General features: G+C 61.4%; 15 protein-coding genes and 3 rRNA genes. 14 read left to right on the forward strand and 4 right to left on the reverse strand.

What is annotated here, in order from left to right; genetic code table 11:
* Window positions 1-105: 105 nt before the first annotated feature.
* The 3 genes from LDN82_RS00670 to rrf all read left to right on the forward strand — a co-directional run bounded on the left by LDN82_RS00670 (window position 106) and on the right by rrf (window position 5,619).
* A 16S ribosomal RNA gene (locus LDN82_RS00670) occupies window positions 106-1,628 on the forward strand.
* 573 nt (window positions 1,629-2,201) lie between these two features.
* Window positions 2,202-5,357 (forward strand): 23S ribosomal RNA (locus tag LDN82_RS00675).
* Between the two features lie 145 nt (window positions 5,358-5,502).
* Window positions 5,503-5,619, forward strand: a 5S ribosomal RNA gene (gene rrf / locus LDN82_RS00680).
* Together the 16S, 23S and 5S rRNA genes form the textbook arrangement of a ribosomal RNA operon.
* Before the next feature lie 101 nt (window positions 5,620-5,720).
* Here rrf and LDN82_RS00685 read toward each other — a convergent pair.
* The 3 genes from LDN82_RS00685 to LDN82_RS00695 all read right to left on the reverse strand — a co-directional run bounded on the left by LDN82_RS00685 (window position 5,721) and on the right by LDN82_RS00695 (window position 8,370).
* Window positions 5,721-6,554 (reverse strand): alpha/beta hydrolase, encoded by an 834-nt coding sequence (locus LDN82_RS00685; protein ID WP_224094620.1) that lies wholly within the window; start codon window positions 6,552-6,554, stop codon window positions 5,721-5,723.
* A 62-nt stretch (window positions 6,555-6,616) separates the two neighbouring features.
* Window positions 6,617-7,471: an alpha/beta hydrolase gene (locus LDN82_RS00690; protein WP_224166005.1), complete on the reverse strand. Its 855-nt coding sequence runs from the start codon at window positions 7,469-7,471 to the stop codon at window positions 6,617-6,619.
* Complete coding sequence (locus LDN82_RS00695; RefSeq protein ID WP_224166006.1) at window positions 7,468-8,370, reverse strand: alpha/beta hydrolase; 903 nt, start codon at window positions 8,368-8,370, stop codon at window positions 7,468-7,470. Before LDN82_RS00695 ends, LDN82_RS00690 begins: the two co-directional genes overlap by 4 nt.
* Before the next feature lie 57 nt (window positions 8,371-8,427).
* Here LDN82_RS00695 and lysS point away from each other — a divergent pair, with 57 nt between their 5' ends.
* The 6 genes from lysS (at window position 8,428) to LDN82_RS00725 (ending at window position 17,220) form a co-directional block, all read left to right on the forward strand.
* Complete coding sequence (lysS, locus tag LDN82_RS00700) at window positions 8,428-9,957, forward strand: lysine--tRNA ligase (RefSeq protein ID WP_224166007.1); 1,530 nt, start codon at window positions 8,428-8,430, stop codon at window positions 9,955-9,957.
* A 2-nt stretch (window positions 9,958-9,959) separates the two neighbouring features.
* On the forward strand, window positions 9,960-10,133 hold the full coding sequence (locus tag LDN82_RS00705) for a hypothetical protein (RefSeq protein ID WP_216922753.1): 174 nt from the start codon (window positions 9,960-9,962) through the stop codon (window positions 10,131-10,133).
* 130 nt (window positions 10,134-10,263) lie between these two features.
* Entirely contained in the window at window positions 10,264-10,590 is a 327-nt protein-coding gene (locus tag LDN82_RS00710; protein WP_223947524.1) for an Lsr2 family protein, read from the forward strand.
* A 515-nt stretch (window positions 10,591-11,105) separates the two neighbouring features.
* Entirely contained in the window at window positions 11,106-13,598 is a 2,493-nt protein-coding gene (locus LDN82_RS00715) for an ATP-dependent Clp protease ATP-binding subunit (RefSeq protein WP_224094623.1), read from the forward strand.
* A gap of 154 nt (window positions 13,599-13,752) precedes the next feature.
* Window positions 13,753-14,988: a glycosyltransferase gene (locus tag LDN82_RS00720; RefSeq protein ID WP_224166008.1), complete on the forward strand. Its 1,236-nt coding sequence runs from the start codon at window positions 13,753-13,755 to the stop codon at window positions 14,986-14,988.
* Window positions 14,989-15,108: 120 nt separating this feature from the next.
* The gene (locus LDN82_RS00725) at window positions 15,109-17,220 is read left to right on the forward strand and encodes an alpha/beta fold hydrolase (protein WP_224166009.1); all 2,112 of its coding nucleotides are present in this window, start codon (window positions 15,109-15,111) and stop codon (window positions 17,218-17,220) included.
* Window positions 17,221-17,243: 23 nt separating this feature from the next.
* On the opposite strand, the gene LDN82_RS00730 is transcribed toward LDN82_RS00725, so the two are convergent.
* Entirely contained in the window at window positions 17,244-18,482 is a 1,239-nt protein-coding gene (locus LDN82_RS00730; protein WP_224166010.1) for a Fic family protein, read from the reverse strand.
* A 181-nt stretch (window positions 18,483-18,663) separates the two neighbouring features.
* Between LDN82_RS00730 and LDN82_RS00735 the strand changes: the two genes are divergently transcribed.
* The 5 genes from LDN82_RS00735 to dhaM all read left to right on the forward strand — a co-directional run bounded on the left by LDN82_RS00735 (window position 18,664) and on the right by dhaM (window position 23,531).
* Window positions 18,664-19,173, forward strand: coding sequence for an amino-acid N-acetyltransferase (locus LDN82_RS00735; protein ID WP_224166011.1), 510 nt, complete (start codon window positions 18,664-18,666; stop codon window positions 19,171-19,173).
* A gap of 147 nt (window positions 19,174-19,320) precedes the next feature.
* A complete protein-coding gene (locus LDN82_RS00740) occupies window positions 19,321-20,796 on the forward strand; it encodes an FAD-binding oxidoreductase (protein WP_224166012.1) in 1,476 nt (491 codons plus the stop codon).
* 382 nt (window positions 20,797-21,178) lie between these two features.
* A complete protein-coding gene (gene dhaK, locus LDN82_RS00745; protein ID WP_224166013.1) occupies window positions 21,179-22,180 on the forward strand; it encodes a dihydroxyacetone kinase subunit DhaK in 1,002 nt (333 codons plus the stop codon).
* A 2-nt stretch (window positions 22,181-22,182) separates the two neighbouring features.
* A complete protein-coding gene (gene dhaL, locus LDN82_RS00750) occupies window positions 22,183-22,845 on the forward strand; it encodes a dihydroxyacetone kinase subunit DhaL (RefSeq protein WP_224166014.1) in 663 nt (220 codons plus the stop codon).
* Window positions 22,842-23,531: a dihydroxyacetone kinase phosphoryl donor subunit DhaM gene (gene dhaM, locus LDN82_RS00755; RefSeq protein ID WP_224166015.1), complete on the forward strand. Its 690-nt coding sequence runs from the start codon at window positions 22,842-22,844 to the stop codon at window positions 23,529-23,531. Before dhaL ends, dhaM begins: the two co-directional genes overlap by 4 nt.
* Window positions 23,532-23,580: the final 49 nt, after the last annotated feature.

Consider the following 23,580-nt stretch of genomic DNA (forward strand, 5'->3'; position numbering starts at 1 on the left):
ACCCCCGTGTGTGGTGGTTTGGTTTTCAGCTGGTTTCGAATTTTGTGCAGCCGTGTTCGCCGTTATTTCCGGTGGGTGTGGTTGTGTCTGTTTGATTTTTTGTTTTCAACGGAGAGTTTGATCCTGGCTCAGGATGAACGCTGGCGGCGTGCTTAACACATGCAAGTCGAACGATGATCCCTGGCTTGCTGGGGGGATTAGTGGCGAACGGGTGAGTAACACGTGAGTAACCTGCCCTTGACTCTGGGATAAGCCTGGGAAACTGGGTCTAATACCGGATATGACCATCTGGCGCATGTCATGGTGGTGGAAAGCTTTTGTGGTTTTGGATGGACTCGCGGCCTATCAGCTTGTTGGTGGGGTAATGGCCTACCAAGGCGACGACGGGTAGCCGGCCTGAGAGGGTGACCGGCCACACTGGGACTGAGACACGGCCCAGACTCCTACGGGAGGCAGCAGTGGGGAATATTGCACAATGGGCGAAAGCCTGATGCAGCGACGCCGCGTGAGGGATGACGGCCTTCGGGTTGTAAACCTCTTTCAGTAGGGAAGAAGCGAAAGTGACGGTACCTGCAGAAGAAGCGCCGGCTAACTACGTGCCAGCAGCCGCGGTAATACGTAGGGCGCAAGCGTTATCCGGAATTATTGGGCGTAAAGAGCTCGTAGGCGGTTTGTCGCGTCTGCTGTGAAAGACCGGGGCTCAACTCCGGTTCTGCAGTGGGTACGGGCAGACTAGAGTGCAGTAGGGGAGACTGGAATTCCTGGTGTAGCGGTGAAATGCGCAGATATCAGGAGGAACACCGATGGCGAAGGCAGGTCTCTGGGCTGTAACTGACGCTGAGGAGCGAAAGCATGGGGAGCGAACAGGATTAGATACCCTGGTAGTCCATGCCGTAAACGTTGGGCACTAGGTGTGGGGGACATTCCACGTTTTCCGCGCCGTAGCTAACGCATTAAGTGCCCCGCCTGGGGAGTACGGCCGCAAGGCTAAAACTCAAAGGAATTGACGGGGGCCCGCACAAGCGGCGGAGCATGCGGATTAATTCGATGCAACGCGAAGAACCTTACCAAGGCTTGACATGAACCGGAAAGACCTGGAAACAGGTGCCCCGCTTGCGGTCGGTTTACAGGTGGTGCATGGTTGTCGTCAGCTCGTGTCGTGAGATGTTGGGTTAAGTCCCGCAACGAGCGCAACCCTCGTTCTATGTTGCCAGCGCGTTATGGCGGGGACTCATAGGAGACTGCCGGGGTCAACTCGGAGGAAGGTGGGGACGACGTCAAATCATCATGCCCCTTATGTCTTGGGCTTCACGCATGCTACAATGGCCGGTACAAAGGGTTGCGATACTGTGAGGTGGAGCTAATCCCAAAAAGCCGGTCTCAGTTCGGATTGGGGTCTGCAACTCGACCCCATGAAGTCGGAGTCGCTAGTAATCGCAGATCAGCAACGCTGCGGTGAATACGTTCCCGGGCCTTGTACACACCGCCCGTCAAGTCACGAAAGTTGGTAACACCCGAAGCCGGTGGCCTAACCCTTGTGGGGGGAGCCGTCGAAGGTGGGACCGGCGATTGGGACTAAGTCGTAACAAGGTAGCCGTACCGGAAGGTGCGGCTGGATCACCTCCTTTCTAAGGAGCTGCTAACAACCGTGTCTGGTTCCCGTGCATGCGGGGGCTGGTGGTTGTCAGTGTTGCCCATTGAGCAGGCGTATGTTCTGCGGTGGGTGCTCATGGGTGGAATATCAACGAATCAAACGTTTGTTTGGCATGGCCTTACCGGTTGTGTCCTGGTGTTAGTACGGCAGTGCGTGCCCCTTTGGGGGTGTGTGGTGTTGGGAACGTGCCGGGGCGTGGTTTGTGTGGGTTGTGTTTGGCGCACTGTTGGGTCCTGAGGCAACAGGACCTTTTTGCAGCAATGCAGGGGGACACAGTTCTGGTGTTTCTTTTGTTCCTGCTTCCGGTTCGTACCGGCACCCGTGTGGGTGTTGGGGGTCTGGTTGACGGGGTTGTTGTTTGAGAACTACATAGTGGACGCGAGCATCTAGAACACGCATGGTGCCGGCTCTTCGGGGTTGGTGGGTGTGTGTTCTTACAGCAATTTCTTATGAATGAACCTGGCCCTTTGTGGCCGTGGTTCTCTCGAATAGATGATGCATCGTGAACCGGTGGGCCCCTTTGTTGTGGGTTTGCTGGTTTGTGTGTGGTCAAGTTTTTAAGGGCACACGGTGGATGCCTTGGCATTAGGAGCCGAAGAAGGACGTAGGAATCTGCGATAAGCCTGGGGGAGTTGATAACCGAGCGTTGATCCCAGGATGTCCGAATGGGGAAACCCCGCACAACGCTTTTGGGTGATTGTGTGACCCGCATCTGAACACATAGGGTGCGTGGGGGGAACGCGGGGAAGTGAAACATCTCAGTACCCGCAGGAAGAGAAAACAAGAGTGATTCCGTTAGTAGTGGCGAGCGAACGCGGATCAGGCTAAACCGTTTCCATGTGTGATAGCCGGCGGGCGTTGCATGGGCGGGGTTGTGGGACTTTCCGTACTGGTTCTGCCGGACCGGTGGGGTGTGTAGTGCAGGCATAGGTGAACGGTCTTGAAAGGCCGGCCAGAGAGGGTGTGAGCCCCGTAACCGTAATGTTGTGTACCGCCTGGAGAGGATCCCAAGTAGCACGGGGCCCGAGAAATCCCGTGCGAATCTGTCAGGACCACCTGATAAGCCTAAATACTTCCTAATGACCGATAGCGGACCAGTACCGTGAGGGAAAGGTGAAAAGTACCCCGGGAGGGGAGTGAAACAGTACCTGAAACCGTGTGCTTACAATCCGTCGGAGCAGTCGTGAGTAATCACAAGTAACTGTGACGGCGTGCCTTTTGAAGAATGAGCCTGCGAGTTAGTGTTACGTCGCGAGGTTAACCCGTGTGGGGTAGCCGTAGCGAAAGCGAGTCTGAACAGGGCGAGTGTAGTGGCGTGATCTAGACCCGAAGCGGAGTGATCTACCCATGGCCAGGTTGAAGCGACGGTAAGACGTCGTGGAGGACCGAACCCACTTCAGTTGAAAATGGAGGGGATGAGCTGTGGGTAGGGGTGAAAGGCCAATCAAACTCCGTGATAGCTGGTTCTCCCCGAAATGCATTTAGGTGCAGCGTTGCGTGTTTCTTGCCGGAGGTAGAGCTACTGGATGGCCGATGGGCCCTACAAGGTTACTGACGTCAGCCAAACTCCGAATGCCGGTAAGTGAGAGCGCAGCAGTGAGACTGTGGGGGATAAGCTTCATAGTCGAGAGGGAAACAGCCCAGACCACCAACTAAGGCCCCTAAGCGTGTGCTAAGTGGGAAAGGATGTGGAGTTGCGAAGACAACCAGGAGGTTGGCTTAGAAGCAGCCATCCTTGAAAGAGTGCGTAATAGCTCACTGGTCAAGTGATTCCGCGCCGACAATGTAGCGGGGCTCAAGTACACCGCCGAAGTTGTGGATTTCACACAGTACCCTAGCCTTCGTGGTTCAGGGGTGTGGAGTGGTAGGGGAGCGTCGTGTGGGCAGTGAAGTCGCGGTGGAAACCAGCGGTGGAGCCTACACGAGTGAGAATGCAGGCATGAGTAGCGAAAGACGGGTGAGAAACCCGTCCGCCGAATGATCAAGGGTTCCAGGGTCAAGCTAATCTGCCCTGGGTAAGTCGGGACCTAAGGCGAGGCCGACAGGCGTAGTCGATGGACAACGGGTTGATATTCCCGTACCGGCGAAAAACCGCCCATGCCAAGCGGGGGATACTAACCGCCCGGAGCCTGCCCGCCCACCCTTGTGGTGTGTGGGTTTTGGCCGAGCGCGGGACCTGATCCCGGGAGGTAAGCGTATTAACAGGTGTGACGCAGGAAGGTAGCCGGGCCGGGCGATGGTTGCCCCGGTCCAAGGATGTAGGGTCAGGGATAGGCAAATCCGTTCCTGTGTGTTTCGAGCACGATCCTGAGATCTGATGGGACTCCCGTTCGGGGGGATCCGGTGATCCTATGCTGCCTAGAAAAGCATCGACGCGAGGTTTTAGCCGCCCGTACCCCAAACCGACACAGGTGATCAGGTAGAGAATACCAAGGCGATCGAGAGAATTATGGTTAAGGAACTCGGCAAAATGCCCCCGTAACTTCGGGAGAAGGGGGGCCTGCCCCGTGATGGAGACTTGCTCTCCGTGAGCGGGTGTGGGCCGCAGAGACCAGGGGGAAGCGACTGTTTACTAAAAACACAGGTCCGTGCGAAGTCGCAAGACGATGTATACGGACTGACTCCTGCCCGGTGCTGGAAGGTTAAGAGGACCGGTTAGCCCCTTGTGGGCGAAGCTGAGAATTTAAGCCCCAGTAAACGGCGGTGGTAACTATAACCATCCTAAGGTAGCGAAATTCCTTGTCGGGTAAGTTCCGACCTGCACGAATGGAGTAACGACTTCCCCGCTGTCTCAACCATAAACTCGGCGAAATTGCAGTACGAGTAAAGATGCTCGTTACGCGCAGCAGGACGGAAAGACCCCGAGACCTTTACTATAGTTTGGTATTGGTGTTCGGAGTGGCTTGTGTAGGATAGGTGGGAGACGTTGAAGCCCGGACGCCAGTTCGGGTGGAGTCATCGTTGAAATACCACTCTGGTCACTTTGGACATCTAACTTCGGCCCGTGATCCGGGTCAGGGACAGTGCCTGATGGGTAGTTTAACTGGGGCGGTTGCCTCCTAAAAAGTAACGGAGGCGCCCAAAGGTTCCCTCAGCCTGGTTGGCAATCAGGTGTCGAGTGTAAGTGCACAAGGGAGCTTGACTGTGAGAGAGACATCTCAAGCAGGGACGAAAGTCGGGACTAGTGATCCGGCGGTACATTGTGGAATGGCCGTCGCTCAACGGATAAAAGGTACCTCGGGGATAACAGGCTGATCTTGCCCAAGAGTCCATATCGACGGCATGGTTTGGCACCTCGATGTCGGCTCGTCGCATCCTGGGGCTGGAGTAGGTCCCAAGGGTTGGGCTGTTCGCCCATTAAAGCGGTACGCGAGCTGGGTTTAGAACGTCGTGAGACAGTTCGGTCCCTATCCGCTGCGCGCGCAGGAAATTTGAGAAGGGCTGTCCTTAGTACGAGAGGACCGGGACGGACGAACCTCTGGTGTGTCAGTTGTACTGCCAAGTGCACCGCTGATTAGCTACGTTCGGATGGGATAACCGCTGAAAGCATCTAAGCGGGAAGCTCGCTTCAAGATGAGATTTCCATACACAATACGTGTGAGAGGCCCCCAGCCAGACCACTGGGTTGATAGGCCGGATGTGGAAGCGAGGACCAAAGACTCGTGAAGCTGACCGGTACTAATAGGCCAACAACTTACACCACACACAACACACTGCACGCGTCCACTATGTGGTTCCCGAACAACAACCGTTCCAGGAACCAACAACTGAATACACAACACCACAGTTGTAACCACACAGTCTTCCCACCCCACACCACAAACGGTGCGCGGGACGGGTAACAAGGTTACGGCGGTCATAGCGTGGGGGAAACGCCCGGTCCCATTCCGAACCCGGAAGCTAAGACCCACAGCGCCGATGGTACTGCACCCGGGAGGGTGTGGGAGAGTAGGACACCGCCGGACAAACATTAACGGGAAGCCCCGACCACCACGGTCGGGGCTTCCCCACTTTAACCACACAATTCACAGCCAGCGTGGGAACGCCCACGCGGATGTGAAACTCCCTAGCCCGAGAAGAACCCAGACAATTCTGCGATGAGCTTGTCGGGCGCTTTGTTGGGGCCATCGTGCCCGAACCCGGGGAGGATGGTGTAGCTCGAGCCGGATAGGACGTCGTGGATCTGGCCGCAGGCCACCCCGAAGTATGCGGGGCTTTTCTCGCCCACCACGATCAGCGTTTCAAGGGGCAGCTCCAGGAACGGCTCGGCGGGCATGTCCGCGGCTATCACAGCCTTGATTTCGCGGACTCCGCACGTCATCAGTTCCCGCATCTGCTTGCCCATGGGTGTTCCGGCGGTCAGCTTGGTGGCGAGCGTCAACATCGAGAGGGGCATGCGCGCGAAGGCCCCGCCGGTCTCTACTCCCTTGATGAGTACGGCGAGGCCGCGATCGTAGTCTCCTGCCGCCGTCGCGCGTTCATATTCCGGCGTCCAGTCGGCTTTGACGCTGTGGTTGACCGAGACGGCGGGATCGTAAACGGCGAGTCGCTCAACCGGTAAGGTGCGTGCCGCATGCAGTGCGACGGCGCCGCCGAAGCTGTGCCCGAATACGTCCGTGCTGGATGTGTGTTTCATGACTGAGTCAAGATCGCGGATGTCGGCTTCGAGGGTGTAGTCCTCCGGCTGCGGAGAGGATTCACCGCGTCCGCGGCGGTTAAAGGTGTGGACGGGCCGGCCAAGGGACTCGCTCAGTTTCTGCGCGAAACGTGTGTAGTCGGTGGCCGTGACCATTGAGGCAGGCACCACCACGATACCGGAGCCTGCAGCTGCCAGGTCACCGCCCGTAGTCAGTACCTCGAGGTGTCCGCCGTCCTTTGTGGTGATGATCTCGCGCGTCATGTCTTGAGCCTAACCGAGCCACCTGAACGCAGGCAGCATGCCGGACGCTATGTGGATAACAATCAGCTTCTGAAGTAGTCGGAGATGTCCATCACGAGTTCGTTCACGGCGGCTGGAACGGAACCGTGGAAGCCCTTTGGCGATATCTCGAGGGTGCTTCCGGGAACAGCGGCGTGCAAACGCGCTGCGGTCACCTTGTAGTACTGCGGGCTCTTCTTGCCCACCATGAAGTGGGTATTGGGAGGAAGGGCGGAGAAGTCACGCGGAGTTTCCGTGGCGTCGAAGGCAGCTTTGAGTTCTCCGACGCCGGATGGCATGAGTTCGCGGAACATCTTGTTGACTTTGGTTCGCGAAACCACGGCCATGAGGCCCACGAGCAGAGGTTCAGGGATCCGGGCCAGGGCACTTCCGGGATGCATTCCCCGCCTCATGCGGGCCAGTGCAAGGTTGATATTGCCCTTGTTCACGGAGTCTTCGAAACCGGCCATCCAATCCGTATCCATGCTTCCGTCGATGTTCACGGCGGCGTCGTAGACGGCGAGCCGGTCCGGTTGGTGGTGCGTGCCGGCAAACGCCTGCGCAGCGTTGAGGGCCACCGACCCGCCCAGGCTGTGGCCGAGGATGTTCCTTGCATCGGTAGCATCCATGATGGTGCGCACGTCCGCAATTTCCGTGACCATGGAGTAGTTGTGTGGTTGATCGCTTGAGTTGCCGCGGCCCCTGCGATCGTAGACGTCCACGGCCCACCCCTCGCCGAGGCCTTTCGCGAGGGCGATGGAAAAGGGCCGATAGATCAGGGCTGTGAGGAATGCGCCGCCGATCAGGACCACGCGGCGCTCCCCGGGTGCGTCTTCCGCGCCGTAGGTGTACAAGGCGAGCTTGCCGCCGTCGTGCGTTTTGATGGTGCGTTCCCTCACCGGCTTATCCTGGGACGCGCTGGCATCGGGGCGGTGCCTCCTGAAAGGAAGCGGGCGATTCGGGCTGCAAGCCGCCTGCCGGGCCGCAGGGGACCTTCATGGAACTGCAAGGGGACAATAGCGAAATCGATGGCTGGAACCGCTCCGGCAAGGATGCGGCCGGTTTCTGCGAAGTAGGACGGACTCCAGCCACCGCTAAGCATGAGTGTTGGGGTCGCGAGCGAGGTGAAATCGTGAAGATGCGCGTCGGCGTCCAGGACCGCGCGCATTTCGGCGACGGCGGTGGGCAACAGGGAGCGCATCTCCGAACCCAGCCGGGTCTGCGCTGAGAGGATGCTCAGCATCCGTAATGCCCCCATGGGCAGGTATGAGATGGGGCCGGCGGTTCCCAAACCCTGCACCAGATGGGCCCACGCGTGGTCCAGTTGGCCTGCGGTAACTGCGGCTTCCAATTCCGGACGCCACCGGCCATGGAGATTTCCTGATAACGAGACGGCAGCATCGTAGGTGACCAAGCGGTTGATCTCCGTGCTGCGAGCAGCCTGAAGGGCTACGAAACCGCCATAACTGTGCGCCACGACATCCTTTGAACCGGTACTGCGCATCACCCCCCGGAGGTCTGCGATCTCGGTGCCGGCGGAGTAGCCTGGCGGTTGTGGCGCCGAACGTCCGCGGCCCCGGCGGTTATAGCAATGGACAGGCCGTCCCAGCATGGTGCCCAAGGTCCGCGCGAACGGCCAGTACAGGGAATCGGTCACCAAAGTCCCATGGACCACGACGACGCCGGACGGTTCCGCAGGTGCGTGCGAACCGGGAATCGAGGCTTCCGACGCCGGCCGGAAGGTGTGCACCTCAAGCTGCCCGCCGCCGTCGTCCGTTTCAACTGTCCACGTCTCCACAGCCCGAGTCTATGTCCCGGAAATAGAGGCCCGTAATCACCGGTAAACTTAAGGACTGTGACTTCCGCAAACACCCCAGCCCTGAACACCTCCGCAGAGCCCATCGATGCCAGCGAGCAGATGCGTATCCGGATGGACAAGCGCGCCAAGCTGATCGAACGTGGCACAGAGGCCTATCCTGTGGGCGTTGAGCGGACGCATTCGTTGAGCGAGATCCGCGAAAAGTATGCGCATCTGGAAGCCGACGAAACCACTGGTGACATCGTAGGCGTCACCGGCCGCGTCGTGTTCGTACGAAACACCGGCAAGCTCTGCTTTGCCACCCTCCAGGAAGGTGGCGTTGACGGCAAGGGCGTTCGTCTCCAGGCGATGCTGAGCCTGGCCAATGTGGGCGAGGAAGGGCTGGCCGATTGGAAAGCCCTGGTTGACCTTGGCGACCACGTGTTCATCAAGGGTGAAGTCATTTCCTCCCGCCGTGGTGAACTCTCCGTCATGGCCGATTCCTGGTCCATGGCCTCCAAGGCCCTGCGCCCGCTCCCGGTCCTGCACGCGGAGCTTAACGAAGAAACCCGTGTTCGCCAGCGCTACGTGGACCTCATCGTCCGCGATGAAGCGCGCGAGATGGTCTACAAGCGTGCTGCCATCACGAGGTCTGTCCGCGACACCCTTGACCGCCACGGCTACGTCGAGGTGGAGACCCCCATCCTGCAGCTGGTCCACGGTGGTGCAACGGCCCGTCCGTTCGAGACGCACATGAACGCGTTCGATCAGAAGATGACCCTGCGCATCGCCACGGAACTCTTCCTGAAGCGCGCCGTAGTGGGTGGCATCGACCGTGTCTACGACATGGGCCGCGTGTTCCGGAACGAAGGCGTGGACTCCACGCACAGCCCCGAATTCACCACCCTTGAGTGCTACGAAGCCTGGGCTGACCAGTTCGTCATGGCCGAGCGCATGAAGGAAATCATCCTGAACGTCTCGGACGTGGTTGGCACCCGTACCATCCAGACGGATGCAGGCGAGATCAACCTCGACGGCGAATGGGCCTGGGTTGCGGTGTACCCGGGGCTTTCTGAAGCGGTTGGCGTTGAAGTCACTCCCGACACCACTGTGGATGAACTGCTGGCCATTGCTGCCAGGCACGAGATCAAGGTGGACCCGCAGTGGGACGCGGAGAAGATCGTGGTTGAGCTCTTTGGCGAGATTGTGGAACCCACGCTGCTGAACCCGACGTTCGTTTACAACTACCCTCCGTCCGCTCAACCGCTTGCGCGTCCGCATCGCGAAGACGGCCGGCTCATCGAGGCATGGGACCTGATTATCGGGGGCATGGAGCGTGGCACGGCCTTCTCCGAACTCATTGATCCCGTTATCCAGCGCGAACGGCTTACGGAGCAGTCACGCCGTTCTGCTGCCGGCGACGTAGAGGCCATGCAACTGGACGAAGACTTCCTTCGCGCCCTTGAATACGGTGCCCCACCCATGGGTGGTATCGGGCTCGGCATCGATCGCCTCGTCATGTTGTTCACTGGCGCAGGTATCCGCGAAACCATTCTGTTCCCTTTGCTGAAGCCTGAAGGACACTGATCATGGAATACATCGCAGTCCTGGCGCCATCGATCGTTGTTGGGTTGATCTTCTGGTTTGCCATGAAGTCGATCTTCAATGCGGACAAATCCGAGCGGCAGGCGGAAGCCCGGGCCCAAGCCGAGGCCAATTTGCGGAATTCCGGCCCTGAGGGTGAAGGCCCGGCAGCTAAATAGCCTGCAAATTGGGTGGCCTTAGCAGGAAACCCAAAAAGTGCCTTTGACGTGCGTGCTTGGCGTGAACGATAATCAGGAATAGGAACCCTCAAATTTCTGATTATCCAACCCTCCAAAAGAGAGGCTACTCATGGCACAGAAAGTTAAAATCATCCTCGTCGATGACCTGGATGAAGGGTCAGCGGACGAAACTGTCCGTTTCGGGCTGGACGGCGTTAGCTACGAGATGGACTTGTCCACGGCTAACGCAGAATCTCTGCGCAAAGCACTGGAGCCCTACGTAGCCAAGGCCAGGAAGACCTCTTCGGGCCGTGCAACACGTGGCCGTGCGACTGCAACCCGAAACCAGGATTCGGCACAGATCCGTCAATGGGCTCGTGACAACGGTTACACCGTAAACAGCCGCGGACGTATTCAGGCTGAAATTCAGGAAGCGTACCAGAAGGCCAATTCCTGATTCACCCGCCTTCAATGCCCCGGCAGCTTCTGCCGGGGCATTGGCTTTTTAAGCCCATAGTTTGTTGTCAGGCCTTCCGGGGGGTGCCTGAACCGGGCCTTGGAATATTCCGTGAATCGTTCCGGGGCCCACGGTTGGCATTATGCGACCTTTTGGAACCGGTCAAAACGACTGGTCAAAGCGCCCTGCTCAAAGTGACAGGTCAAAGCGCCCTGCTCAAAACGACTGGTCAAAGCGCCCTGCTCAAAACGACTGGTCAAAGCGCCCTCGCCAATGCGCCTCGTCAGCGGGCGGCAGGCGTTCTCCGGCCAACCGCTGTCCTGGATGGCTGACCACGTCCTCCCCGAGGCCGGCACGGGCGTGGGACAGGCGTTCCGCCGGGCAGGCCTCGGTGCCGCGAAGGGGGTGCCGGGTTTATTCCACTGGGCGTCATGTTTCCCCTGTGGCGAACACGCTCCAAAAGTCGGGCTTCGGCACGTAGCATCAAAGTACGTCGTAGCTAGGAGTGTGGCGAAATGTTTGAGAGATTTACGGACCGTGCCCGTCGCGTGGTTGTCCTTGCCCAAGAAGAGGCACGGATGCTCAACCACAATTACATTGGTACCGAGCACATCCTCTTGGGTCTGATCCACGAGGGTGAAGGCGTTGCCGCAAAGGCGCTTGAATCCCTGAGCATTTCGCTCGATGGCGTCCGCGAACAGGTGCAGGAGATCATCGGCCAGGGCCAGCAGGCTCCATCCGGGCACATCCCCTTCACCCCGCGCGCCAAGAAGGTGCTTGAGCTTTCGCTCCGCGAAGCACTGCAGCTCGGCCACAATTACATTGGTACCGAGCACATCCTGCTCGGCCTCATCCGCGAGGGCGAAGGCGTTGCTGCCCAGGTACTGGTCAAGCTTGGCGCGGACCTCAACAGGGTCCGCCAGCAGGTCATCCAGCTGCTTTCCGGCTACCAGGGCAAGGAAACCGCGGGTTCGGGTTCCAGCCAGGGCCAGCCGGAGGGAACCCCGGCAGGTTCGGTGGTTCTGGACCAGTTCGGACGCAACCTCACCCAGGCTGCCCGCGAGAACAAGCTCGATCCCGTGATCGGCCGCGAGCAGGAGATGGAACGCGTCATGCAGGTCCTCTCCCGCCGCACCAAGAACAACCCAGTGCTCATCGGTGAGCCCGGCGTCGGTAAGACGGCCGTCGTCGAGGGCCTTGCCCAGGCGATTGTCCGCGGCGACGTCCCGGAGACCATCAAGGACAAGCAGCTGTACACGCTGGACCTTGGTTCACTGGTTGCCGGCTCCCGTTACCGTGGTGACTTCGAAGAGCGCCTGAAGAAGGTCCTCAAGGAGATCCGCACGCGCGGCGACATCATCCTCTTCATTGACGAGATCCACACCCTCGTTGGTGCCGGTGCTGCTGAAGGCGCCATCGATGCTGCGTCCATTCTGAAGCCGATGCTTGCCCGTGGTGAACTCCAGACCATTGGTGCCACCACGCTGGATGAGTACCGCAAGCACATTGAGAAGGACGCTGCCCTTGAGCGCCGCTTCCAGCCGATCCAGGTCAAGGAGCCTTCCGTCGCTCATGCGATCGAGATCCTCAAGGGCCTGCGGGACCGCTACGAGGCACACCACCGCGTAACGATTACCGACGGCGCCCTCGCCTCAGCCGCGCAGCTGGCCGAACGCTACATCTCGGACCGCTTCCTGCCGGACAAGGCGATCGACCTCATCGATGAAGCCGGTGCACGCCTGCGTATCCGCCGCATGACCGCTCCGCCGGAGCTCAAGGCCATGGACGAGCGCATTGCCGACGTCAAGATGGAGAAGGAATCCGCCATCGACGCCCAGGACTTTGAGGGTGCCGCTTCGCTGCGCGACAAAGAGCAGAAGCTCATTGCCGAACGCGCTGAGAAGGAACGCAACTGGAAGTCCGGCGGCATGGATGACATCTCCGAGGTTGATGAAGACCTGATCGCCGAGGTCCTCGCGAACTCCACCGGCATTCCCGTCTTCAAGCTCACCGAGGAAGAGTCTTCGCGCCTCCTCAAGATGGAAGACGAACTGCACAAGCGCGTCGTCGGCCAGGACGAGGCCATCAAGGCCCTGTCGCAGGCTATCCGCCGCACACGTGCAGGCCTGAAGGACCCCAAGCGTCCCGGTGGCTCGTTCATCTTCGCCGGGCCTACGGGTGTCGGCAAGACCGAGCTCGCCAAGGCCCTTGCCGAGTTCCTGTTCGGTGAAGAGGATGCCCTCATCACGCTGGACATGTCCGAGTACTCCGAGAAGCACACGGTTTCGCGTCTCTTCGGTGCACCTCCGGGCTATGTCGGCTACGAAGAAGGCGGCCAGCTGACCGAGAAGGTTCGTCGCCGTCCATTCTCCGTGGTCCTGTTCGACGAAGTTGAGAAGGCCCACGCGGACCTCTTCAACTCGCTCCTGCAGATCCTGGAAGATGGCCGACTGACCGACTCCCAGGGCCGCGTGGTGGACTTCAAGAACACCGTGATCATCATGACCACCAACCTGGGTACCCGCGATATCTCAAAGAGCGTCGCTACGGGCTTCCAGTCCGGCACGGATACCCAGACTGGCTACAACCGGATGCGCGCCCGGGTCACGGAGGAGCTCAAGCAGCACTTCCGCCCCGAGTTCCTCAACCGTGTTGACGACGTCGTGGTGTTCCCGCAGCTCACCCAGGACGAGATCATCGAGATCGTGGACATGTTCGTTACCCGCCTGGAGCGCCGCCTCAAGGACAAGGACATGGGCATCGAGCTCACCACGGCAGCAAAGGTTCTTCTGGCCACCCGTGGCTACGATCCCGCAATGGGTGCCCGGCCGCTGCGCCGCACCATCCAGCGCGAGATCGAGGACCAGCTCTCCGAGAAGATCCTCTTCGGCGAATTGCACTCCGGTGACATCGTTGTGGTGGATGTGGACGGCGAAGGTGACGACGCCAAGTTCACGTTTGCAGGCAACGCCAAGCCGCGGATCCCGGAGATCGCTCCTACCGCATAAGGCGTACGCAACGTAAGCCAACTGCCCCGTCCATTCCGAAAGGAGTGGGCGGGGCATTTGCGTTGGTCCCCGCGTGCGTTGGTCCCCGGAGTTTTGGGTGCCGGTGTGCCCTTAGGGTGGCTATGGAGAGTCAAGAACTGCAATGGAGGGGTGCATGCGAGTATTGATGATTTGTCCGGGGACGCGCGGAGATGTCGCCCCCATGGCAGGGCTCGGCAGTCGTCTGCAAAAGCTGGGCTACGAGGTGTCCATCGCTGCCAACCCCGCGTACGCGCACCTCGTGGTCAGGTCCGGGTGTGAGTATCGTCCTCTTCCCGGCGACCTTGCCAGGATCATCAAGCGTGCTACACCGGGTGGAGCAAAGTCGTCCGGCGGCATGCTCACCACCTGGCGGGAGCTGAGCGAGTACATGGATCAAGCGGCCACCGGGACCCTGGCTGCGGTTGAGGCGGGTGCGGACGTCATCCTGGCTAATTCCGTGGCGCCATATGCCTACGACGTCGCTGAAGCGGTTGGAATTCCAGCGGTGGGCGCGCATCTGCAGCCGGTGGAACCCAGCGCAGACTACCCTCCTGTGCTGCTGGGGTCCGCCCGGAACCTGGGCGGGCTGGGCAACCGGATTATTGGCGAGCGGGTCCTGGCCGGACCTGCCCCCTATGATGCCCCGAGTGCAAGGCTTCGCCACGAGTTGGGCCTGCCGAAGCTGTCACGCCAAGCTGCCGAGCGACGTCGAGCCAGGGCGAGCAGCACGGTCCTCCATGGGATCAGCCCCACAGTTCTACCGCGACCGACGGACTGGCGCCCTGGGTTGGTCATGGCGGGGTACTGGTGGCCGGCGCCCGAGCCGGAATGGAGTCCGTCCGCGGAACTGGAGGACTTTCTATCCGCAGGGCCACCGCCGGTGTTCGTCGGGTTTGGAAGCAGCGCTGCGCTGGAGGCCGGTTTCGTTCTTGAGGCCATCAGGCGGGCGGGCGTCAGGGCGGTGCTGCAGGGTGCGGGGGACCTCTCGGACGATGATGCGATCGGCATCGGTGCGGTCCCGCACGAATGGTTGTTTCCGAGGATGGCGGCAGTCGCGCACCATGCGGGCTCCGGCACCACCGCTGCCGGCCTCCGCGCTGGTGTCCCCACGGTCTGCGTCCCGGTGTATACGGACCAACCGCTGTGGGCTGCCCGGGTTGCTGCCCTCGGCGCAGGGCCCCGGCCGGTTCCCTACAAGGGGCTCACCGTTGAGCGATTGGCGTACGCCATCCGGGAAGCTGTCAGCACCCCGTCCTACGCAGCCCGGGCAAAAGTCCTCGCTGCGCGGATCGGGAACGAAGACGGGACCGCCGCCGTGCTGCAGACGCTCCGCAACCTCCCAACTGGGTCGCAGTTAAGCGCGTTATGAGCCCCCATAACGCGCTTAAATGCGACCCAGTTGGGAGCGGCGGGCGAATATCTGAAAGTAGTGTTTCACTAAGAGTGAACTACCCTGTGATCCGCGACACAATGCGTGTTGAATCGGAGCATGGATTCCACTGACACCCCAAGCCCAGGCACGGCATCACCTGAAACTCCATTCCACGACATCGATCACTACCTCTCCATCCCCCGGGTCAGTGGTCTCACGCTCAGCCCGGACGGCAAGCGCCTGGTCACCACCGTTTCAACCCTCAATGGCAAAGGCACTGAGTTCGTCACCGCATTATGGGAGATGGACCCCACCGGTCAGGGCCATGCCCGTCGGATCACCCGGAGTGCCAAGGGTGAGGCCGGTGCCGCCTTCGCCGCGAACGGCGACCTCTACTTCACGTCCTCCCGCCCCGACCCCGAGAGCGCAGATCCCGACGCCGATCCGGTGAACGCATTGTGGTTGCTCCCCGCCGATGGCGGCGAGGCCCGGGTTGTGCACTCGCGCGCCGGCGGGATCAGTTCCGTTATGGCCGCAAAGAATGCGGATGCCATCTTCGTCAACGCCGAGGTTTTGGCAGGCTCCAGCAATGAGGAGAACGACGAGGAACGCCGCAAGGCCCGCAAAGACAACAAAGTGTCCGCCATCCTGCACAGTGGCTACCCGATCCGCTATTGGGACGCGGACCTGGGTCCTGCCGAACCGCGTTTGTTCGCCGTGGAGCCGGGCGAGGCGAAGGAGCACGGCAAGCCAACAACCATTGACGCGCCAACGCCGCTCAAACTGAGGAACCTGACGCCCGGCGTCGGAGGCTCGCTGCGGGAAGCCAAAACTGTGGTGAGTCCGGACGGCAAGACCATCTACACGAGCCTCACGAAAGCCCTCGCCAAGGCCAACAGCCGTGAGGTGCTGGCCGCCGTCGACGTTGCCACGGGAACAGTAAAGGTGCTTCTGGACCGCGAGGGAATGAGCTACTTCCCTGGTCCCGTCAGCCCGGACAACCGCACGCTGGTAGTGGAGAGTGAGAGTGACACCACGCCCACGCAGGCGCCGCAGATCAAGCTGCACCTGCTGGACGTATCAGGCAGCGAAACAACGGACCTGGAGCCGCTCGCGCACCAATGGGACCGCTGGGCAACTGCCTTGGCGTGGCTCCCGCAAGGCGATGCCATCCTGGTGAAAGCGGACGACGACGGCGCGTCGCCGCTTTTCCGGATCGACGTCGCCGACGGGCGGGTCACACGGGTAACGAAAGACGCTGCAGCGTATTCCGACGTCGTGGTTTCGCCGGACGGAACCACAGCCTACGCGCTGCGGAGCTCATACGAGTTTCCCCCTGAAGCTGTGCGGATCGACCTCGCTTCCGGAGAAGTGGTGAGGTTGCAGGCACCCACGGAACGGCCAAGGTACAAGGGACGCCTCGAACGCGTGGAAACGACGGCGGAGGATGGCTCCCGCGTGCCAGCGTACCTGGCGCTCCCTGAAGGGGCTTCCGATGACAAGCCGGCTCCCCTCCTGCTGTGGATCCACGGTGGACCGCTGGGCTCATGGAACGCCTGGACCTGGCGTTGGAATCCCTGGCTGCTGGTCGCAAAGGGCTATGCCGTGCTGCTGCCTGACCCTGCGCTGTCCACGGGTTATGGCCAGGAATTCATCCAGCGCGGCTGGGGCGAATGGGGCAAGAAGCCCTTCTCGGACCTCATGGCCATCACCGATGCCGTAGTTGCGCGCGCGGACATCGACGGGTCAAGGACTGCGGCGATGGGCGGGTCCTTCGGAGGCTACATGGCAAACTGGGTTGCCGGCCAGACCGACCGTTTCAAGGCCATCGTGACCCACGCGAGTTTGTGGGCCCTGGACCAGTTCGGCCCCACCACCGACGCCGCACAATACTGGCTGAAGGAAATGACGGTGGAGATGGCGATGGAGAACTCGCCACACCTCAACGTACGCAACATCAAGACGCCAATGCTCGTGATCCACGGAGACAAGGATTATCGCGTCCCGATCGGCGAGGGCTTGCGGCTTTGGTACGAACTGCTATCCTCGTCGCAGTTGCCCGCGGACGACAACGGCCAGAGCCCGCACCGGTTCCTCTACTTCCCCGACGAAAACCACTGGGTACTGCAGCCGCAGCACGCCAAGGTTTGGTACGGAGTCGTGGAGCACTTCCTGGCAAAGCAGGTGCTGGGCGAGGACGTGGCGCTGCCGGAGGAGTTGGGGATCTAGTGACCGGAACGGGCGGCGGCGGATCAGCCTGCGGACATACGGCTAATTCCGGTGGCGTAGGCATCGAGGACTTCGAATATCCCGCGGTGCTGCCACACGCGGTTGCGGCCGCGGCCTGACGCTTCCGTCAGTACGCCGCGGTCCGTCAGGGTATCGAGTGCCCGCAATGCCGCCATCTCGCCAAGTCCGAGCTCGGTCACAAGGTATTTCGTGTTCACTGCAGGCTGGCCGATCAGTGCGGGCAACACCCGCCAGGCCGCCGCGTCCGCGCGCAGTCCCGTCATCTTAGCGCGGGACTCCTCGAGTTGTGCGACAAGGTCGTCGACCAGCCGCGACCCCGTAGTTGCGGCGATCCGGCTCGCCATGGCGAACTCGCGGACGATCGGGCCGGCATCGCCCTCCCGAAATGCGCCCAGTGCTGCGAAGTAGCGTGCGGTATCCACCAGGAGGCCCGCGGAGATCGGCACGGCGGTTGAGTCCACCAGGCCCTTGTTACGGAGAACCGACTGCGCCAGTGCTCGCCCTGTCCGGCCGTTCCCGTCCGGGAAGGGGTGGATCGTTTCGAACTGGGCATGGCTGATCGCCACTTGGACGAGTACGGAGACATCATGGCGATCGATGAACTTAACCAGGTCCGTGATCGCACCGGGAATGCGGTCGTGGTGCGGAGCGACGAACTCGGCCACCCGTGGCCCTGCCTGACCCGGGCCGATCCATACCTGCTCGTCCCGGAAACGGCCGGCGCCGGCAGGATCGAAGCCGCGCTGGTGGAGCATCAGTGCCTTGTGCATTGCGAGGATGGACTCCTCGCTGATGTCGTCGGCCAGTTGGAGGGCCGCCTCCATGGCTCGAACGTTGCCGATGACGGTGAGGGCGTTGGATTTGCCGCCCTCGTCGATCTCGGCAAGAGCGAGCTGCTTGGCGGACGTCGTCAACTGTTCTATCTGCGAGCTGGAGGCAGACTCTGTGCGCAGCAGGATCGCCGTCATTGGCCCGAGCGCGGGATTCTCTCTACCAAGGAGCCGCTGCGCGTGCTTGTCGAACCCGACCAGCTGTCGAGTGGCGTCCTCGATATCGGCGGAATCTTCGCTGGAGATGATGGGAGTCCAGGCGGCTATCGGCGCCGTGACGGCCGCCTGGTAAGGACCGGTTTGGCGCTCCACCTCCGCGCGGGAGTACATCTCCGGCGCTCGCGGCTTCCAGTCGAAGGTCTCGAAGGAGACCGGATCGACCGGAATACCAACGCGCGGATGTGTTGCCATGCCCCCAGCTTACCAACATTTATCAAGCTAAGTGTTGGTAAGCGCTTCCAGTCCACCAGATAGGCGTCCTGAAGCGTGGCCGCCACGGCCCTTTGCCAACAGATGGACCCATAAATGTTGGTAACCCCCTCCTTCTCGGTCACGAATCCGCGGCCCCGTCCCACGTAGCTAGGATGGGGGAGTGAATTCGACCTTTAGCCTTCGTCCTGCCCGTACCAGTGATGTGGTGGCGATTAAGAGGCTGGTCGCGCCCTTGGCGGAGCAGCGGATTTTGATGGCCAAGGAAACTGTGGCGTACTACGAGAGCCTCCAGGAATTCCGGATTGCCGAATCCCAGGATGGCGACGTGATTGGCTGCGGCGCCCTGCACGTTATGTGGGAAGACCTGGCCGAGATTCGTACCCTCGCGGCTGCCGACACGTGGCGGGGGCGCGGTGTGGGGCACGTGCTGGTGGAGGATCTCCTTGAAAAGGCCAAGGAGCTTGGCGTTAGCCGCGTCTTCTGCCTGACGTTTGAGGTGGACTTCTTCAAGCGCCATGGCTTCGAGGTCATGGAGGACCAGTCGGCCGTGGACCCGCAGGTGTACTCGGAGCTGCTGCGCTCGCATGACGAAGGCGTGGCGGAATTCCTGGATCTGGCCCGCGTAAAGCCCAACACCCTGGGCAATACACGCATGATCAAGCACCTCTGAGAACCCACAACAAGACCCGACTGGTGCGGGGTTCAACCCTGCCCGGATTATGCGTGATTTAAACCCCTTCTCTTATCTAAAGTTGATGGATAAACTGATCGAGGCTTGCTGGGGAGCTTCCGCCATTCGGTCAATCGAGAGAAGATCATGCAGTCCCACGCGTCCTTTTCAGGTAATGCAAGCATTTCAGAACTCCAACTCAGCGTGCGCGGTCCCGTGTTCACGCCTGCCGATCCCGGCTTCCAATCCGAGGTAGCGGCCTTCAATCTCTCCACTGAACACAAGCCGGATCTTGCCTTCGGCGCCCTCGACGCAGAGGACGTTTCGGCGGCTATCAGATGGGCTGCGGAACGGGGAATGCCCGTAGCCGTCCAGTCCACCGGGCATGGTGCAACAAACGCGATAGAAGGCGGGATGCTCATCAGTACCCGCCGCATGCTGGAACTCAGCATCGACCCCCTTGAGAAGACTGCCAGGGTGGGTGCCGGTGTTCGATGGAAGGCTGTGGTTGAGCTTGCTGCAACCTTCGGTTTGATGGGCCTCTGTGGTTCAACCACTGACGTCGGCGTGGTGGGATACACCTTGGGCGGTGGCCTGCCCATCCTGGGCCGTAAGTACGGCTTCGCCTCGGATCATGTCATCGCTTTCGAGCTGGTCACATCGGATGGCACCCAGCTACGGGTTACCAAGGACGAGAATCCCGAGCTGTTCTTCCTCCTGCGAGGCGGCAAGGGCAACCTGGGCATTGTGACGGCCATGGAATTCCACCTCTTCCCAGCCGCCGATCTCTACGCAGGCGGCGTCTACTTCGACGGCGGGCACGCCCCGGAAGTCCTGGGGGCGTTTAGGGAATGGGTGCCATCGCTGCCTGCGGAGGCATCGGCGTCGTTGGCGTTTTTGCGTCTCCCGGAGATGGAGATGATTCCGGAGCCCTTGCGGGGAAAGTTTGTGATCCACCTCCGCTACGCCTACCAGGGTGACCTGGCTGCTGCGGCGGAGCTGCTGGAGCCCATGCGCCGAAGCGCGCCGTTCATGATGGACGCCACCGGCCCTTTGGAAGCAAGCCAATTCGACACGGTCCACCAGGATCCGGACCAGCCAGTCCCTGTTCGCGAGCGTGGCTTCCTGCTTGACCGTTTGGACGAAGAGGCGTCCGAGGCAATTCTGCGGCACTTCGGTCCGGGCGTTGAGAGTCCGGTGTTGCTGGCCGAACTACGGCTGCTGGGCGGCGCCCTTGCCAAGAGCGCGGAGGGCGAGGATATTGTGGGCGGCCGTGACGCGGCGTTCAGCTTCTACATGGTTGCCATTGCCGCGCCGCCCGTTGTCGAGGTGCTGCCGGCAGTTTTCGATGCCGTGCACGCAGATCTTCGTCCGGCTGCCAATGCAGGCACATTTGTAAACCTCCATGGGCACTTCGTGGATGCCGAGGACAGGGAGCGGGCATGGGGTCCCAGCGCACGGGAGCGGCTTAAGAAGGCGAAGGCGGAACTGGATCCGAAGAACATGTTCAGCTTTGGGCACGTAGTCGGGCTTCCCGTCGCGGAGCAGCCGGTGGTTATGGATCAGGCCGTGCTGCTCGACGACGTCGTCACGGCCGGCGGCGACGCCGTACTGAACAGTTGAGGGGGCGGACCGTGCAAGATCGTGTCACGTTTCCGGACTTTTCAGCTTTCCAGATAGACATCCCCCACGGCTCCTGGCCGAATGAATCCTTCTGGCCGGGGACAGCCCACTCCAACCCGGACCTGTACTCGGCATTTTGGCTCGATTTCCACGCCCGGGGCGAGGCGGAGATAAGTCCTCCAGCCACCAGCGCGGAGCCCGGGCATCACCCGGATCAAGCATGACATTCCGGCAGGGACGGGCCTTTGCGGCCGTCCCTGCCTGCCTTTTAATGGGTGTCGGCTAATAGGTGTGGGCGTCCTCGCGCCGCCGAGGCCTACCGTGTGCCCGGGCGCCGGTAGTAGGGTCAGAGCACCAGCCACAGCACGCCCAGGAGCATCCCATGAAAAAGCTCATCAATGATCCACGCGCCGTGGTGGACGAGTCCGTCGAAGGGTTCGGCATGGCCCATGCCGACATCGTGGACGTCCATCCCGAGCCCAAGTACGTCATCCGGAAAGGCGTACCCGTTGCGGGCAAAGTTGCCCTGGTATCCGGCGGGGGCAGCGGCCACGAGCCGCTGCACGCTGGTTTCGTGGGCCTCGGCATGCTCGACGCCGCGGTACCCGGTGCCGTCTTTACCTCGCCCACGCCCGACCAAATCATACCGGCGACCGTCGCCGTGGACTCAGGTGCCGGCGTCGTTCATATCGTCAAGAACTACACCGGGGACGTCCTGAACTTTGAGACTGCCGCGGAGATGGCACAGGTAGAAGGCGTGCACGTGCGTTCGGTGCTGGTCAACGACGATGTCGCCGTGGAGGACTCGCTGTATACGGCGGGCCGCCGTGGAGTGGGCGGGACGGTCCTCGTGGAGAAGATTGCCGGTGCCGCCGCTGAACGCGGAGACGGTCTTGAAGCCGTCGCCGCCATCGCGGAGCGGGTCGCTGCCAACGTGAGGACCATGGGAGTGGCGCTCTCCGGCTGCACGGTTCCGCACGCGGGTACGCCGAGCTTCGAGCTGGCCGAGGACGAGATCGAGATCGGTATCGGCATCCATGGCGAGCCTGGACGCCACAGGATCGCCATGGAAAGCGCCGACGCGATCACCGACCGTCTCTTGGAACCCGTGCTTGAGGATCTCGCCATCTCGTCCGGGGACAGGGTGCTGCTGTTCGTCAACGGCATGGGCGGCACGCCGCAGAGCGAGCTCTACATCGTCTACCGAAGGGCCGCCCAGGTGCTCGCGGAGCGCGGGGCATCCGTGGAACGCTCACTCGTGGGGAACTACGTGACTTCACTTGAAATGCAGGGGTGCTCGGTGTCCGTGCTGCGCCTGGACGACGAGCTGGTGCAGTTGTGGGATGCTCCCGTCCACACGGCTGCCCTCCGTTGGGGAGCGTGAGCATGAGCCTGGGCGTCGATTGGGCAGTGGACTGGCTGAAGCTTTCGGCGAAGGCTATGGCAGAACACCGAACGGAATTGATTGAACTGGACCGCGCAATCGGCGACTCTGACCACGGCGAGAACATGGACCGTGGATTCCAGGCCGTCCTGCAGAAGCTGGACGAGACGCCGCCGGAAACTGCGGGAGCTGCCCTCAAGGCGGCGGCGATGGCCTTGATGTCCAAGGTGGGCGGAGCTGCGGGGCCTCTGTATGGGACGGCATATCTGCGGGCGGCCACATCGCTCGGCGATTCCACTGACATCGACGCCGATGCTTTGGCTTCCGCGCTCGCGGCTGCCCGCGACGGCGTGGTGGCGCGCGGCAAAGCCGAAACAGGGGACAAGACCATGGTTGACGCGTGGACGCCCGCAGTTGAGGCGGCCAAAAACGCGGCGTCCGATGGCGGCGATGTACTCGCCGTCCTGCAGGCTGCTGCCGAGGCGGCCGAAGTAGGGGCCGTGGCTACCGATCCGTTGGTGGCCCGCAAGGGCCGCGCAAGTTACCTCGGGGAGCGGAGCGCGGGGCATCGTGATCCAGGAGCGGCCTCAACGGCGTTGCTCTTGCGCGCCGCGGCAGCAGCAGCGGCCGGCTCCGCAGGAAACACGGGAACCGACGCCGTATGACGGTTGGGATTGTGGTTGTCTCCCACAGCAGCAAGATCGCTGAGGGCGCTGTGGAACTCGCCGCCCAGATGGCGCCCGACGTCGAACTCGTCGCCGCCGGGGGCACTGACGACGAACGCATTGGCACCAGCCTCGAGAAGGTGCTTGCCGCCGTCGAGCAGTCACTGGTTGATGCCGGAGGAGAGGGCGTCGTGGTGCTGACTGATCTGGGCTCGGCAGTAATGACAGCTGAGTCTGCGATCGAGTTCGCCAGCGACCCCGACGCTATCTTGCTCGCCGACGCGCCTTTGGTTGAAGGGCTTGTGGCCGCGGCAGTCGCGGCGCAGGGCGGGGCGGGCGCCGAAGACGTGCGTAAGGCTGCCGAAGCGGTGGGATTCCGGGCTTCTGCCGGCACGGAAGCGCCGGACAGTCTTTCCGAGTCCCGGGAACCGGATGCTGCAGGCGACTTCGAGCTCATTAATCCCATGGGCATCCACGCGCGGCCTGCGGCCAAGATAGCCGGTGGACTGTCCGGCCTTGACGCCGAGGTGACAATCAACGACGTCGACGGGACGTCCATGATGGCGCTCATGGCGCTCGCCGCCGGCCAGGGTGCAACCCTGCGCGTGGAGGCCCGTGGCAAGGACGCCGCAAGGGCAGTTCAGTATGTCGGGCGGTTGGTGGGCGAAGGATTCGGGGAGATCTGACCCGCCTTCGTCCGGAGCAAATATTGCTAAGTACACTGATTAGTGATGT

The sequence above is a fragment of the Arthrobacter sp. StoSoilA2 genome (assembly GCF_019977195.1).
Taxonomy (GTDB): Bacteria; Actinomycetota; Actinomycetes; order Actinomycetales; family Micrococcaceae; genus Arthrobacter.